General features: G+C 69.5%; 13 protein-coding genes. 5 read left to right on the forward strand and 8 right to left on the reverse strand.

The window, feature by feature from the left end:
• Positions 1-27: 27 nt before the first annotated feature.
• From NF20_RS05665 to NF20_RS05685, 5 genes are read right to left on the reverse strand one after another with little or no spacing between them, the layout of a single operon-like run.
• Entirely contained in the window at positions 28-1,524 is a 1,497-nt protein-coding gene (locus NF20_RS05665) for a class I adenylate-forming enzyme family protein (RefSeq protein ID WP_011724256.1), read from the reverse strand.
• The gene (locus NF20_RS05670; protein ID WP_019733179.1) at positions 1,521-2,456 is read right to left on the reverse strand and encodes an acyl-CoA dehydrogenase family protein; all 936 of its coding nucleotides are present in this window, start codon (positions 2,454-2,456) and stop codon (positions 1,521-1,523) included. Before NF20_RS05670 ends, NF20_RS05665 begins: the two co-directional genes overlap by 4 nt.
• Positions 2,453-3,610 carry an acyl-CoA dehydrogenase family protein gene (locus NF20_RS05675; protein ID WP_019733178.1) on the reverse strand — a complete coding sequence of 386 codons (1,158 nt, stop codon included), beginning with the start codon at positions 3,608-3,610 and terminating at the stop codon, positions 2,453-2,455. Before NF20_RS05675 ends, NF20_RS05670 begins: the two co-directional genes overlap by 4 nt.
• Positions 3,607-4,704 (reverse strand): acyl-CoA dehydrogenase family protein, encoded by a 1,098-nt coding sequence (locus NF20_RS05680; protein ID WP_011724259.1) that lies wholly within the window; start codon positions 4,702-4,704, stop codon positions 3,607-3,609. The genes NF20_RS05675 and NF20_RS05680 overlap by 4 nt, the downstream gene beginning before the upstream one ends.
• A gap of 26 nt (positions 4,705-4,730) precedes the next feature.
• Positions 4,731-5,801 (reverse strand): acyl-CoA dehydrogenase family protein, encoded by a 1,071-nt coding sequence (locus tag NF20_RS05685; protein WP_011724260.1) that lies wholly within the window; start codon positions 5,799-5,801, stop codon positions 4,731-4,733.
• Positions 5,802-5,880: 79 nt separating this feature from the next.
• Here NF20_RS05685 and NF20_RS05690 point away from each other — a divergent pair, with 79 nt between their 5' ends.
• Positions 5,881-6,732, forward strand: a complete 852-nt coding sequence (locus NF20_RS05690) for an LLM class flavin-dependent oxidoreductase (protein WP_011724261.1) — start codon at positions 5,881-5,883, stop codon at positions 6,730-6,732.
• Positions 6,733-6,735: 3 nt separating this feature from the next.
• Here NF20_RS05690 and NF20_RS05695 read toward each other — a convergent pair whose 3' ends face one another.
• On the reverse strand, positions 6,736-7,452 hold the full coding sequence (locus NF20_RS05695) for an SDR family oxidoreductase (protein ID WP_011724262.1): 717 nt from the start codon (positions 7,450-7,452) through the stop codon (positions 6,736-6,738).
• A gap of 19 nt (positions 7,453-7,471) precedes the next feature.
• A complete protein-coding gene (locus tag NF20_RS05700; RefSeq protein WP_003873121.1) occupies positions 7,472-8,293 on the reverse strand; it encodes a FadR/GntR family transcriptional regulator in 822 nt (273 codons plus the stop codon).
• A gap of 95 nt (positions 8,294-8,388) precedes the next feature.
• Here NF20_RS05700 and NF20_RS05705 point away from each other — a divergent pair, with 95 nt between their 5' ends.
• Both NF20_RS05705 and NF20_RS05710 read left to right on the forward strand, forming a co-directional pair.
• Positions 8,389-10,809, forward strand: coding sequence for a CaiB/BaiF CoA-transferase family protein (locus NF20_RS05705; RefSeq protein WP_011724263.1), 2,421 nt, complete (start codon positions 8,389-8,391; stop codon positions 10,807-10,809).
• 19 nt (positions 10,810-10,828) lie between these two features.
• On the forward strand, positions 10,829-11,020 hold the full coding sequence (locus tag NF20_RS05710) for a ferredoxin (protein ID WP_003877411.1): 192 nt from the start codon (positions 10,829-10,831) through the stop codon (positions 11,018-11,020).
• 1 nt (position 11,021) lies between these two features.
• Here the strand turns inward: NF20_RS05710 and NF20_RS05715 are convergent, their stop codons facing one another.
• Entirely contained in the window at positions 11,022-12,317 is a 1,296-nt protein-coding gene (locus NF20_RS05715) for a cytochrome P450 (protein ID WP_019732497.1), read from the reverse strand.
• A 96-nt stretch (positions 12,318-12,413) separates the two neighbouring features.
• Between NF20_RS05715 and NF20_RS05720 the strand changes: the two genes are divergently transcribed.
• Positions 12,414-13,541, forward strand: coding sequence for an aromatic ring-hydroxylating oxygenase subunit alpha (locus tag NF20_RS05720; protein ID WP_011724265.1), 1,128 nt, complete (start codon positions 12,414-12,416; stop codon positions 13,539-13,541).
• Positions 13,541-15,106 carry an AMP-binding protein gene (locus tag NF20_RS05725; RefSeq protein WP_009975862.1) on the forward strand — a complete coding sequence of 522 codons (1,566 nt, stop codon included), beginning with the start codon at positions 13,541-13,543 and terminating at the stop codon, positions 15,104-15,106. Before NF20_RS05720 ends, NF20_RS05725 begins: the two co-directional genes overlap by 1 nt.
• The last annotated feature ends 38 nt before the right edge of the window (positions 15,107-15,144 follow it).

The following is a 15,144-nucleotide window of genomic DNA, read 5'->3' on the forward strand; positions in this document are numbered from 1 at the left end:
CGGAACCGCGGAGCCCGTCGACGCCGGTCAGCCGCCCCGGGCCGCGATCATCGCCGAGCGGTTGACCTTGGTCGCCGCCGTGCGCGGGATGGCGTCGACGAATTCGACGGTCTTGGGCGCCTTGTAGGGGGCCAGCCGGCCCTTGGCGTAGTCGATCACCTGCTGCTCGGTCAGCGACGCGCCGTCGGCGCGCTGGACCACCGCATGCACCCGGCGTCCCCACTGCGGGTCGGCCAGCCCGATCACGACGACGTCGGCGATTGCGGGATGGCCGGCCAGGGCGGACTCGACTTCGGCCGGAAACACGTTGGCGCCGCCGCTGATGATCATGTCGACCCGGCGGTCGACGATGTAGAGGTAGCCGTCCTCGTCGAGGTGGCCGATGTCCCCGGCGGAGCGGAAGCCGTCCTCGGTCGACGGCAGCGGGGGCGCCCCACCCAGGTAGCGGTACCCCGCGCTCATCGGCGCCCGCAGGTACACGTCGCCGTCCTCGCCGGGGCCCAGCGGTCGCTGCTGGGAGTCGAGGATGCGGATCTCGGTGTCCCGGAAACCACGCCCGACGCTGCCCGGGTGTTCGAGCCACTCGTCGCCGCGCAGCGCGGTCAGCCCCAGGTTTTCGGTCATGCCGTAGGCCATCACGATCTGCTCGGGGGACAGCAGCTCGAACCAGGTGTGCAGCAGCGATGGCGGCATCACCGCGGCCCCCTGCAGAATGAACACGATGCTGGACAGGTCGCGCTGCCGGACATCGGGCCGGGCTGCGATGCGGGCCAGCATGGTGGGTGTGGCGGTGAAGTTGGTGATCCGGAAGCGCTCGATCACGTCGAGAACCAATGCGGCATCGAACTTTTCGAGGATCACCAGATGGTCGCCGCCCAGCAGCATGAGCAGCGGGGCGAAGCCGTTGGTGTGATACATCGGTGCGGGCACCATGATGGTCTGCGGCTGGGCCACCGGCGTCCAGTTCGACAGGAACGGCTCACCGTGCTGCGGGATCCACAGCGAGGGCGCCAGGTTGAGGATCACCTTGGGCACCCCGGTGGAACCGCTGCTGCAGATGCCGTTGGCGGTGGGGGAGACGGCGACCGGCAGGGCGGCCTCGGACTCGCCGGCCGCGCGCGCCTCGAGCCCCCAGCGGTTCGTTTCGTCGACGACGACGGCGGGGTTGATCACCTCGCGCACCCGGTCGCGTTCCCACTCGGGAAGATCCCAATGCATGGGCACGGGCACCGCGCCGATCTTCCAGCACCCCAGCGTGGCCAGCACCAGATGCTGCGAGTTGGGAATGGCAAGTGCGACAAGCGAACCCGTTTGGGCGCCGGTGGCGGCCAGGGCCCGGCCCCACTGGTTGGCGCGGGCGTCGAGCTCGGCGAACGTCAGCGAGGTGGCGGTGCCGTCGAGCGCGACGACGGTCACCGCCGTGTCGTCGCCGCGTTGCCCGGCGAGCTGTTGCAGCTTGGCGCCGAACGGGATTCCGTCGGCTAACGGGTTGGCCGCCAGTTCGGCCGGAGCCGACTCGGTCATGCCGACACCGGCTCGCTGAACAGCGTCTCGAAGGCGCCGTCGGCCACGCTTGGGATCAGCCGCAGCGCGAGTTCCTCGGTGCTCAGCGGCAGCCGGATCAGCGGCTGGGTGTGCCGGTCGAGCACGCTGACGTCGGACTCGTCGCAGAATCCCAACGCTCCGAGCAACTGGTGGGAGGTGCGCATGACCTGCCGCGCGGTGTCGGCGGCCTTGAGCCGAAGCACCAGCGCGTCGGCCGAATGGACTTGCGCCGGCAGCGATTCCGGTCGACAGATGGTGTACTTCGCGAGTTCGTGCAGGCCGCGGACCATGACGGCGGCATCGGCGACGGCGAACCTGACGGCCTGAAAGTCCGCCAGCGGCTTGCCGAACTGGATGCGGGCCTGCACGTGGTCGGTGACAATGCGCAGCGACTGTTGCACCGCGCCCAGGATGCGCCACGCCCCCAGCACCAGGTGCAGATTGACGTCGGCGCCGGGCACGGTCCCCTCCGGGGCGCTCACGGTGGCCGGCACCAGGAAGGGGCCGAGTTTGGCGCCCGTCCGCGATCCCGGCCGCGGACGGTAGCGATTGCCGTCGATGTCGGCGGCGATCCAGTCGCCGGCCAGGTCGCCGTGGTCGATGCGGGGGGCGGCGGGGTTCACCAGGGTCAGTCGCGCGCCGTCGATCGCCAGCAGCTCCTCGACCAGCGGGTAGGGCAGCGCGGCGGCCCCCGCGGCCTGGCACAGCACCGCGGCGGCCAGCAGATCGTCGGGCGCCGTGCGCACGTCGAGATCGAAGGCGCCCACCTCGGCCAGCGCGGTGCGGGCCGCCTCTCGCACGGTGTCGTCGGTCTCGGCGCGCAGCGCCGCCGGCGGCCCGCCCAATCGGGTGAACCGTTTGGCGGCGACCGTGGCGAAGTCGCTGATATCTTGCGGCAGATCGGTTTTCACCGGTGCCCTCCCAGTACGTCTCGGGCCACCAACATCTTCTGCACCTCGATGGTGCCCGATGCGACGGTGGCTGCCTGTGCGTAACGCCAATGATCTTCGATGGCCCCGTGCAGCGGCGCGCCGGACCCGGCATCCAGCGCGGTCGGGCCCAGCACGTCGAACAACAGCTCGGCGACCTGCTGATCGCACGTGGTGGTGGCGATGCGGGCGGCGCTGGCCGCTGCCCCGGCGGCCGGGTCGTCCTGCAGCGACACGGCGCGATAGGCCAGCAGCCGGGCGACCCGCAGGTCGACGAGCGCGCGCACCCAGCGGGCCCGGATCGATTCGGGCAGTTGCTCCCACTCGTCACCGAGCCGGCCGCGCATCCGCTCCAGCAGTGACTCGCAGCGCGCGTAGCGCGCGATCCCCACCCGTTCGTAGGCCAGCGCCTCGCGCATCACCCGCCACCCGTCGCCGACCTCGCCCAGCACGTCGCCGGGATACGCCGGGACGTCGTCGAGGAACATCTCGTTGAGGTGATGCGGCCCCAGCATGGACGGGATCGGCCGGACGGTGAACCCGGGCCGGTCCATCGGTATCAGAAAAAGCGTGAGCCGCTTGTGTTTTGGCGCGTCGGGGTCGGTGCAGGCCGCCAGCACGCACCACGATGCCATCAGCGCGTACGACGTCCACACCTTCTGGCCGGTGATCCGCCAACCGTCACCGTCGGCGACGGCGCGGGTGCGCAACGACACCAGATCGGTGCCGGCCTCCGGCTCGGAGAATCCCTGGCACCAGATCACGTCGCCGGCGGCGATGGCCGCCAGGTGCTTGGTCTTCTGTTCCTCGGTGCCGTACCGCATCAGGGCCGGCCCGACCCAGTTGATGCCCATGTACTGCGGGCCGCGCGGCTCGTGCTGGGCCCACATCTCCTCGCGCAGCACGGTCTGCTGCCAGACCGAACCACCGCCGCCGCCATGCTCTTTCGGCCACGCAAGCGCCAGCAGCCCCTCGGCGGCCAGCAGTTTGCAGAACGTCTCGGTGGTGGCGAGGTCCTGCGGGTTCTCCGTGCAGGCGCCCAGGAAGTCGGCGGGAATGTGGTTGGCGACCAGCTCGCGCAGGTGGCTTCGCAGTTGGGCGGCGTCGTCGCCGAGGTCGTAGTCCATGGTCGTCATCCCTTCGGCAGCCCGAGCAGCCGCTCGGCGATGATGTTGCGCTGCACCTCCGACGTTCCGCCGTAGATGGTCGCGGCCAGCGCGTCCTGACGTTCGAACAGCAGATCGGGGTCGGTGGCCGAATCGGGGCCCGCGGCGGCCGCCGCGAGTTCCCAAACACGTTGCAGGGTAAGCGATCCCAGCAGCTTCATGGTGTCGGCTTCGGGGCTGGGCCGGCCCGCGAGTTCGTTGGCCAGGGCCCGATACCCGGTGGCGCGCAGGGCTTCGGCGTCGGCCAGCAGGGAACCGAGCTCGGTGTGGATGTCGTGGCCCGGCCCCGCGCCGTTGGCGGTTCGCACCGCGTCGAGTCCGCGGTTGATCTCGACCCAGTTCATGATCCAGATCATCTGGCGTTCATGGTGCAGCGACGACAGCGCGACGTCCCAGCCGCCGTGCAGCGGCCCCAACAGGTTTTCCGTCGGCACCTCGACGTCGTCGAGGAACACCTCGCAGAATGTTTCGTCGGAGATCGACGCCATCCGGATGGGTTCGATCCGCACCCCGGGCGAATGCAGATCCAGGATGAGGCAGGAGATGCCGCGGTGCTTGGGCGCCTCGGGATCGGTGCGGGCATACAGCGTGCACCAGCGCGACTCGTGAGCCTGGGTGGTCCAGATCTTGTGGCCGTTGACCCGGAACACGTCGCCGTCCCGCACGGCGCGGGTGCGCAGACCGGCGAAGTCCGAGCCGGCTTCCGGTTCGGACATGCCCAGCGCCCACCACTCGTCACCGCGCAGCAGCGGCACCAGCAGCCGCTCGATCTGGGCGGGCGTGCCGAACTGGCGGATGCCGGGGGCGGCGACGTTGGGGCCGGCGATGTTGGGCAGCTTGGGCGCCGAGCGCAGGGCCGCCTCCAGCCGGACCTCCATCGCGTCGCGCAGGCCCAGCGACCGGCCGCCGTGCTCGCGCGGCCAGGTCGGCTGGATCCACCCGGCCTCGAACGCGGCCCGCTGGTAATCGCGGCGCAGCGTGAGGTCCCAGCGGTACCGCCGGTAGTTCTCGTAATAGTCATTCGGCAGGAACGCCGCCAGCCAGGCCGCGAACTCGGCGACCACCTCGGATCGAGTGCTTACCCCGCTCGTCACGCCGCGCCTCCGCAGAACCGGCGGCCCACCTCGTGGTAGAGCGCGCGGCTGTCGCCCAGCAGGGCGGCGGTCTGCCAGGCGTGCCGGACATAGAGATGCGCGTCGTGCTCCCAGGTCTGCCCGAGCGCGCCGTGCACCTGGACCGCGGTGCGCGCGCAACCGGTGGCCGCCTCACCGGCCGCCGCCTTGGCCAGGGCCGCGGCGGTCCACGCATCGCCGGGCGCCGTGCCGGGATCGGCGAGCCGGGCCGCCGCGGCGTAGGTAAGGCTGCGGGCGCGTTCCACGCTGACGTAGTTGTCGGCCAGCGCATGTTTGACGCCCTGGAACGCGCCGATCGGCTTGCCGAATTGGCGGCGCGTCTTGGCGTGCTCGACGGAGCGGCGCAGCGCCGCGCCGGCCACCCCCACCAGGTCGGCGGCGCACGCCACCCACGGCGCCGGCAGCGCCGACTCGAGGTCGACCGGCGCCACCGCGACCGGCTCGGCGTCGATCTCCACCCAGGCCAACGGCTGGGCGGGATCGGTGCACTCGGCCGCGGGCAGCGCGGTGACCCCGTCGCCGCACCGGGCGACCGCGGCCACCGTGCCGCCGTCGTCGGTTCGGGCCAGCGTGACGAGAAGCTCCGCGCGGGCCAGGTTGGGCACCGCGACCGCGCGACCGCGCAGCCGCCCCTGGCGCAGCGTCATCGGCGCCCCGGGCAGCCGGGACTTTTCGGCGTGGACGGCCACGGTGGCGACGGCGCCGCCGGCGATGTCGGCCAGGACAGCGTCGAGGCCGCTGCCGCGCAACAGCCCGGCGGCCAGACCGACGCTGCACAACAACGGGATCGGCGCGATGGCGGCACCACACTCCTCGAGAACCACGACCAGTTCCATCGGTCCGTAGTCGCCGGTGTTCGCGGCGGCCAGCTCGGTCCAGCCCAGGTCGACGACCGTCTTCCACAGGGCGCGCCAGCGCTCCGGATCGGTGATCGCTTGCCGGGCGGCGTCGGGCGGACATTCCGTCCGTAATATGTCGCGCACGGCGTCGCGCAGCGACAACTGCTCCGAGTTCAGTCCGACATCCATAAGACCTCTAACATAGTAAAAATAATAAACTAGCCGGGCGGGTGCAATCGCACCGAATCTCACGCTTGAGGTGGCGCGCATGGTCGAGTGGTATCTGTTCCTGCCCCAGGTCCGGTTGTCGGCCGCCGACATCGCGGAACGGGCGCGCCGCGCCGAGGCCAGTGGTTTCGACGGCATCGTCTTCATCGATCACCTGGAAGCGCCCGGACTTCGGGACGAAAACATCTGGGAGGCAATGGGCATCGCCACCTGGGTGGCGGCCAAGACCGAGCGGCTGCGGATCGGCCACCTGGTGCTGTGCGACGCGTTCCGGCATCCCGCGGTGCTGGCCAAACAGGCGGTCACGCTGTCCGAGGCGTCGGAGGGCAGATTCGAGTTGGGCCTGGGCGCCGGATCCTGGCCGGCCGAATTCGCCAGATTCGATGTCGGCCAGCAGGATCCGAAGGCCAGGGTGGCCCAGCTCGCGCGGCACCTCGAACTCATCAAGCGGTACTGGGGCGACGACGGGCGCGGCGAGGCGCAGGCCCCGCGACGCTCGCATCCGATACCGCTGGTGCTGGGCGGAAGCGGCCCGCGGATGATGGAACTTGTTCGCACTCATGCGGATTGGTGGAATCTGCCGGCCAACAAGCTCGACAAGTTGCCGGCGCTGGCGCCGGCCGCGGGCAGCGCCCGGCTGTCCATTCAGCAGATGGTGGGCTTCGTCCGTGCCGGCCAGGATCCCGAAAAGGTGCGCGAGGTGAGCACCCGGCGCTTCGGCAACTTGGGGTCCGGTTTGGTCTGCGGGGACGCCGACGAACTCATCGGGCACTTCAGCGGCCTGGCCGCCCAACGCGTCGAGCGGTTCTACGTGTGGTTCGCCGACTTCGCCGCCCCGGATTCGCTGCGCGAGTTCGGCGAATCGGTGATCACGGCCTTTCCGGCCCGGTGAGCGTCAACCCCGTTGGGCGCGGCGGCGGGCCTCGGTGGGCACCACCGGCGGGCGGGCGAACGGGCCGCGCTGGACGGCGGACAACCGGATCTCGGGCAGATCGACCGACGGGTCGACGGTGTCCAGAAAGACGACCGCCTCGGCGACGTCGGACACCGCGATCGCATACATCTCGAACGGCACGTCCTGCAGCATCTCGGTGGCCACCGGGCCCGGCGTGACGAGGTGCACGCTGATCCCGTCGCGGTCGACCTCGAGCGCCAGCGCCCGCGCGAACGCATTCATGCCGGCCTTCGACGCGGAGTAGGCGGTGCGGGCCGGCATCGGTTCGTGCGCCGCCGAGGACGAGATGAACACCAGCCGGGAGCCGGCTTTCATCTTGGGCAGCACCGCCGAGGTCACCACAAAGCACGAATCCAGGTTGGCCGAGATGATGGCCCGCCACTGCTCGAAGGTCTGCTTGCGCGCGTAGGTTCCGCCCAGCGCGCCCGCCGCGTGGACGACGAGGTCGACCGTCTCCAATGTGCTTAGGGCAGCGGGGAATCCGATCGGATCGGAGGCATCGGCCACCATGTAGCGGGCACCGATCTCCTCGGCCGCCGCGCGCAACGGGGCTTCGCGGCGGGCGCACAGCAACACGTCGTAGCCGCGTTCGACCAGCTTGCGAGCGCACCCCTTACCGATCCCGCCGCTGCCACCGGTGACCAATGCGGTTCGCATGAGGATCGCAGGCCGCCCTTCAGGAGCGCCGGAGGTCCCGCGGCCGCGCCAGCGCCTGCGGGGAGAACGCGTGAATCCGTTGATCGGGCTGACCGGAGAGCACGTAGGTCTGGGTGTCGGCCAGATGTCGGCCGGCGATCCGGCGGGCGCGGTCGACGTTGCCCTCGGCGATGGTCTCGGTCAGCTTGACGTGGGTGTTGAGCACCGCGCGGCGCTGCGCGAGCGAGGGGTAGGTGCCGCGGGAGGAGCTCTCGTCGGCCCACTGCCGTTCGTGACTGGTCCACAGCGTCTCCAGGCTGCCGACCACCGCGATGATGGTGTGGTTTCCGCAGCCGCGGACCACGAGATCGTGGAATTGGCGGCCGATTTCGGTGAACAGCCGGCCGTCGTCGAGGTGGGTGGCCATCGACTCGTTGATCTTCGTCAGCTCGGGCACCAGCGTGTCCGCCCGGTCGGGTCGCCGCGCGGCCAACGCGGCGCAGGCGGGCTCCAGTTCCTGCAGCGCCATACCCAGGTCGGCCACCGCCACGGATTCACTCTGCAGCAGCAGGCCCAGCATGTAGGCGGCGCTGGTCTTCGCCGGGGCATGCACGACGGCGCCGCCGCGGTTGCCCCGTCGCACCGAAACCAGGCCCTCGGTCTCCAAAATCCGCAACGCCTCGCGCAGCGACACCAGGCTCACGTTGAATTGCTCGACCAGGACCTCCTGGCGCGGCAACAAATCGCCGTCGGCCAGCTCGCCGCTGATGATCTGACGGCGCAGCTCGTCGGCTACGATTTCGGCGATCCGCGGCGCCGACAACCGGCGCCGGGCGTCGGGGCCAATTCCCAAGGCGGTCATCCGATCCTCGAAACGAACAGCAACTCGCTGGCTTAGCTATTTTAACAGTAATGATATAAATAGCTTCCCTGATCGCGCGACGATCGGAAGGGCGGGTGCACTTGAGCGAGCGGTCCGACAGCCGGCCGACACCGCTACGGGATTTGCGTGTCGTCGAGATCAGCGACCGGATAGCCGGCAGCTACTGCGGCAAGCTGCTGCTCGACGCCGGCGCGCAGGTGCGCAAAATCGAACCGCCGCAAGGGGATTGGCTGCGCCGGTATTCGGCGAGCGGTTCGCCCGTCGCCCCCGGCGCCGACGCGCCGTTTTTCAGCTACCTCAACGCGGGCAAACGCAGCGTGACGTTCGGCTCCGGCGGCGACGACGCGGCGCGGTTTCGCGCCGAACTGGCCGGCGCCGACGTCATCGTCGTCACCGCCGGCCCGTCGCGGGCCGCGGCGCTGGGCATCGACCCGTCCCGACTGCTGCGGCAGTCGCCGCGCGCCATCGTCGTCACCATCTCCGACTTCGGCTGGACCGGCCCCTTCGCGCAGCGGGCCGCCACCGAGTTCACGCTGCAGGCGTGGGCGGGCTCGCCGGGGTTCCGCGGCGACCCGGCCGGGCCGCCGATCGCCATCGGGGGCGATCTGGGCGAGTACATGGGCGGTGTGTTCGCCGCGTTCGGCGTGCTGGCGCTGCGCCGCCGCGTCGAGCGCGGCGGCCCCGGCGAACACCTCGACCTGTCCATGCTGGAGGCGTTGACCGCGATGCAGAGCAGCGAATGGCTGCATTCGCAGCTGCTGCGCGTCCCGCCGATCCGTCGCACCACCGAAGTCCCGTCGATCGAACCCGCCAAGGACGGCTACGTCGGGATCACCATGGTCACCGGTCAGCAGTGGCTCGACTTCGCCGCGATGGTCGAATGCCCGCAATTGGAGGAGATCGAACAGTTGCGGTTCCAGATCGGCCGGTGGCAATACCGCGACCTGATCCGCGAACTGATCCATCCCTGGTTGGCCGAACGCACCGTCGCCGAAATCGTGGAATTGGGGCAGCTTTTCCGGCTGCCGATCGCCGCGCTGGGTAACGGTTCCACCATCCGGGATCTGGAATACGTGCGCGAGCGCGACGTGTTCGTCGAGAATCCCGCGGGTTTCCACCAGCCCCGCCCGCCGTGGCTGATGTCGGCGTGTGCGCCCGCGCCCGTCGGGGACACCCCCGCCGTTGGCGAGGCAGACCGTGAATTACCTTGGCGCCGAGACGATTCCGGTTCCGCTCCGGACCCGACGCTGCCGCCGCTGCCGCTGGCCGGGGTGCGCATCGTCGACCTCACCGCGTTTTGGGCAGGGCCGTCGGCAACACATCTGCTGGCCGCGTTCGGCGCCGACGTGGTCAAGATCGAATCGATCCAGCGCCCCGACGGCATCCGGTACTCCGGTGGCATGCGCACCGATGTGGACGACTGGTGGGAGTACGGCTGGGTGTTCCACGCGATGAACACCAACAAGCGTTCGGTCACACTGGATTTGGGCTCCGAGCAAGGCCGCGGTTTGTTCACCCGGCTGGTCGCCGACGCCGACGTGGTGATCGAAAACTTCTCGCCGCGGGTGATGGACCAGTTCGGGCTGACCGCCGACGTGCTGCTCGACATCAACCCCCGGCTGGTGTTCGCCCGGATGCCCGCGTTCGGCGTCGAGGGCCCCTGGCGGGACCGGGTCGGGTTCGCTCCCACCATGGAACAGATCGCCGGCCTGGCCTGGATCACCGGGCTGCCCGAGGGGCCGCCGGTGACACCGCGCGGAGCGTGCGACCCGCTGGCCGGTGTGCACGCCGCGTTCGCCGTGCTGGCGGCGCTCAATTTCGCCGAACGCACCGGCACCGGACAACTGGTCGAGCTGCCGATGCTCGAAACGGTGCTCAACGCCACCGCGATCCAGGCCATCGAGGCCGAAGTCTTCGGCGTCACGCTGAGCCGCCGGGGCAACCGCGGGCACGGCGCGGCGATCCAGAACATCTATCGCTGCGCCGGAGCCGAACGGGGCAAAGACGATTGGATCGCGGTCAGCGTCGGCGACGACGCGCAGTGGCGGGCGCTGGTGGACGTGATGGATCGGCCCGCGTGGTGTGCGGATCCGGATCTGGCTACCGTGGACGGGCGCCGGCAACGCGCCGACGACATCGACGCCCGGCTGGCGCAGTGGTTCGGCCGGCAGGACCTCGACTCGACGGTGGAGCTGCTGGCCGGCGCGGGCATTCCCGCCGCGCCGGTGGTGTCGCCGTCACTGGTCACCGACAACCCGCAACTGCTCGCGCGCGGGTTCTTCGAAGCGCTGCACCATCCCAGCACCGGGGTGGGCCTGTATCCGTGCCCGCCCTTCGCGCTGCTCACCGGCCAGGACAAGTGGCTGCTGCGGCCCCCGCCGAAGCTGGGCGAGCACAATGAAGAGATCCTGCGCGATCGGTGCGGGCTGACCGACGAAGAACTGACCCACCTCGCGGCCGGCGGGGTGATCGGGACCCGACCCAAGGGCCTCTGAGAGAAGTGGAGGGTAGCTGATGCGCGTGACGGTCGACGAAAACCTTTGTGAGGCCAACGGCTTCTGCGAATCGCTCGCGCCCGACGTGTTCGAGTTGGGGGACGCCGACGTGGTGCAGATCGCCGACGGGCCGGTGCCGCCGCGGCTGGAAATCGACGTGCGCGCCGCGGTGGACCAGTGTCCCAAGGCCGCGTTGCGGCTGATCGACTGACCTATCGCCGCCGCAGCGAGATCGGCATCTCGTCGTAGATCGACATGTTGGTGATCAGGTTCGGATAGGCGGCCTTGGCCGGACCGATCTCGATGTCGTCGCAGCGCAGCAACAGCTCGTCGAACACCGCGCGAAGCTCGGCGCGTGCGAGCATGGCGCCCAGGCAGTGGTGCGGCCCGCCGCCGCCGAACGCCACGTGCGGGTTGGGCTGACGGCCGATGTCGAACGTGAACGGGGCGTCGAAGACCTCCTCGTCGCGGTTGGCCGACCGCAGCATCGAGACCACCCGTTCGCCCTTGGCGATGCGTTGGCCGTCCATCTCGACGTCGACCTTGGCGGTGCGGGTCCAGTACGCCACCGGCGACGCCCAGCGCAACACCTCCTCGATGGCCGTCGGCCGCAGCGCCTCGTCGGCGCGATAGCGCTCGACCTGCCCGGGGTTGGCCAGAAACGCCTGCAGCCCGATGGCCAGGGCGTTCTTGGTGGTGTCGCTGCCGGCGAAAGCCAGGACGAAGAAGAAGAATTCGAGTTCATTGGCGGGCAGCCGGAATTCCTCGCCGTCTTCCCCGGTGATCACCGCGGTCGCGAGCGTGCTCCAGATGTCGCCGGTGGGGTTGCGCCGCTTGTCGGCGGTCAGCTGCATTGCATAGTCGAAGACCGAGGCGAACAGCTCGAGCTCCACCCCGCCGCGCGGGTGCGCCTCGGGTGCCAGCGCCTTGAGGATGCGGTCGAACAGGTCGAAGATTCGCGGTCGGTCCCGCTCGGGGATGCCAAGGATGTCGCCGATCACCGTCATCGGCAACGCGTCGGCGACGTCCTCGATCCAGTCGCCGCCGCCGTGGGCGAGCAGGTTGTCGATCATCCGCGCCGCACGCGCCCGGATGCCGTCCTCCAGCTTGGCGATCGCCCGCGGATTGAACGCGTTCGAGATGAGCTTGCGGCGCTTGTTCAGCTCCGGCGGGTCCATGGTGATGATCGTCGGCGACGACGAGAACATGGCGACCGGCTGGATGAGCGGGCCGTCGGCCGCGGTGAACGACTCGGTGTCGCGGTGCAGGCGGACCGCGTGCCGGTGCTTGGTCGCCACCCAGAAATCCCGGTGCACGGTCGCCGCCACGCCCGGGGTGAGGTCGTGGTGAAAAAGCGGCCGGGTGCGGCGCAGCTCGGTGAAGAGCTCGTCGGGAAAGCCGTTGCACCACAAGGAGAAATCCGAAAGGTCGACCGCTGCCGTCGTCATCGCCAAACCCCGTTCTGCCGGATCGTCGCCGCACGCGGCGGTGGCCGCGTTGACGTTCAATGCTTAAAATAGTAAAAATAGACCTGGTCGTCGAACCGCGGTGAGCGCCGGGCGGCGCCCGGCTAGCCTTTGGTCCGGACGGGATACGGAGTGCAAGTGGCGCGTACAGTTTCGGATTCGGCCCCCGATTCGGCCGAGGATCCTTCGGAGCGGGAGTTCGGGCAGGCCGGCATCGCATTGTCGACCTACCGGTTCCCGACGGGCTGGTTCATCGTGGCGTTCGGATCCGACCTGGCCCCCGGCCAGGTCAAGCGCGCGCACTACTTCGGCGAGGAGTTGGTGCTGTTCCGCACCGCGTCGGGGCGGGTGCACGTGATGGACGCCTACTGTCAGCATTTGGGCGCCAACCTCGGCGTCGGCGGCACCGTGGAGGGCGAGAACATCGTCTGCCCCTGGCACGGGTGGCAGTGGCGCGGCGACGGCAGCAACGCGCTGATTCCCTACAGCAAGATCGGCTGCAAGAACAACGTCCGCATCCGCACCTACCCGAGCATGGAGTGGTACGGCTTCGTGCTGGCCTGGCACGAGCGGCACGGCCGGGCCCCGTACTGGCAGCCGCCGGTGCTGCCGGAGCTGGAAACCGGCGAGTACTACCCGCTGCATCCGCACACCCAGATGGTCAACCGGGTCAAGGTGCACCCGCAGATGATCATCGAGAACGCCGCCGACCCCTACCACGTCCAGTACGTGCACAAGGCGGCCAATCCGGCCACCACCGCGTCGTTCGAGGTGTCCGGCTACCACCTGCACGCGACGGTCAACGCGCATTTCGGCGGGGGCCGGGCGCAGACCTGGCTGACGCCGAACGGGCCGGTCGACGCCAAGATCATCTACGACAACTACTCGCTGGGCCTGGGCGTGGTGCGCTTCCCCAGCGAGCTGGTGGCCACCGTCCAGGTCACCGGTCAGACGCCGGTCGACGAGGACTACACCGACTACTTCTACACCCAGGCGTCCGTGCGTGAACCGGGCGACACCGGTGACGTGCCCACCGGACGTGCCGCCCGGTTCCTGGCGCTTCAGAAGGAAGTCATCAAGCAGGACTTCTTCACGTGGGAGAACATGAAGTACCTGGAGAAGCCGAATCTGGCGCCGGAAGAGGCGCACGACTATGCGGCGCTTCGCCGTTGGGCGCACCGGTTCTACCCGGGACCCCAACCCGCCCCGACCGATTTCGGTTACACCGCCGACGGCGAGCCCGACCCGGCAGCCGCGAAGGCCTGATGCGGGCACCGGCCGACTTCGGCGTGGACCGTTTCACCGTGCCCGCCGTGCTGGATCGGCGCGCCGAGCAGCATCCGGACCGGGTGATGATGTCGATCGCCGGTGTCGATGTGACCTTCGCGCAGATGCGGCAGCGGTCCTGCGCGGCGGCGAACATGTTGAGCGACTTGGGTGTTGGGCGCGGCGACCGGGTGGCGCTGTTCTCCGGCACCTGCCCCGAGTGGGTCTACTTCTGGCTGGGCGCGGCGCGGATCGGGGCGGTCAGCGCGGCGATCAACGCCGCGCACAAGGGCGATTTCCTGCTGCACGCCCTGCGGCTGTGCCGGCCCGCGGTGATCTTCACCGACCCCGAACATCGGTCCCGTGCCGAACGAGCGGCCGCCGCGCTCGAGGGCCCCGCACGCATTGTGGTGCAAGGGGATTCGCTGACGGCGACGCTGAGTCGAGCCGCCGACCGCGCACCGGCCGAGGACCGCGGGGACGCGGGCGAGCTGGGCTGCTTGTTCTACACCTCGGGCACCACCGGCCCGTCCAAGGCGGTCGCCACCACCTGGCACTACCTGTTCTCGGTCGCGGCGACCGTCGCGGCGGCCTGGGAGTTCCGCCAGGGCGAGGTGCTGTGGACGGCGATGCCGTTGTTTCATCTCAGCGCGGCGCCCAGCGTGCTGGCACCCATGCTGGTCGGCGCAACCACGGTGCTGGCGGCGGCTTTTCATCCCCGCGAGGTGTGGGACGACATCCGCGCGCACGGCGCCGTCGGATTCGCCGGAGCCGGGGCGATGGTGTCGATGCTGCAGAACCTGCCTGCCGATCCGGGCGACGCGCGGCTGCCCTTGCGGTTCATCTCCGCCGCGCCGATCGATGCGAGGTCCTACCGCGACATCGAAAAGCGTTACGGCTGCCGCATTGTCACGATGTACGGGATGACCGAGGCGTTTCCGATCGCCGTCAAGGCGCTGGCCGACGCCGGCATCCCGGGCACCTCGGGCCGGCCGAATCCCGATTTCGAGGTGCGAATCCTCGACGCGCACGGGAATTCACTGCCTCCCGACACGGTGGGTGAGATCGCTTGTCGCCCCAGACATCCGCACGTCATGAGCGAGGGGTACATCGGCGACGACCTGGCGGTGCGGCCGCACCCGGAATGGTTTCGCACCGGCGATCTCGGTCGGCTGGATCGCGACCAGAACCTGACATACGTGGACCGCATCAAAGACGCGTTGCGCCGGCGCGGCGAGAACATCTCCTCGGTCGAGGTGGAGACGGTGGTCATGGGTCACCCCGCGGTGGCCGAGGCCGCCGCCGTCGGCGTGCCCGGCGAACTGGGCGAGGACGACGTGTTGGTGGTCGTGACCCTGCGGCCGGGCGCCACCCTGGATTGCGCGGAGTTGCTCGACTTCTGCGCGGACCGGATGCCGTACTTCTGTGTGCCGAGATATGTGGAAACGGTGCCTGAACTCCCGAAGAACGCCATCGGCCGAATACGTAAAGATTTGTTGCGCGCCCGAGGATTAACGACGAACGTCTGGGATCGGGAGAAGCATGGCTATGTCGTCCGGCGCTAAGTAGAGTTAGCGTCAACCGCGCAGTTCGCCGTCGGGTT

The organism is Mycobacterium sp. MAC_080597_8934, from assembly GCF_000523975.1.
Taxonomy (GTDB): domain Bacteria; phylum Actinomycetota; class Actinomycetes; order Mycobacteriales; family Mycobacteriaceae; genus Mycobacterium; species Mycobacterium avium.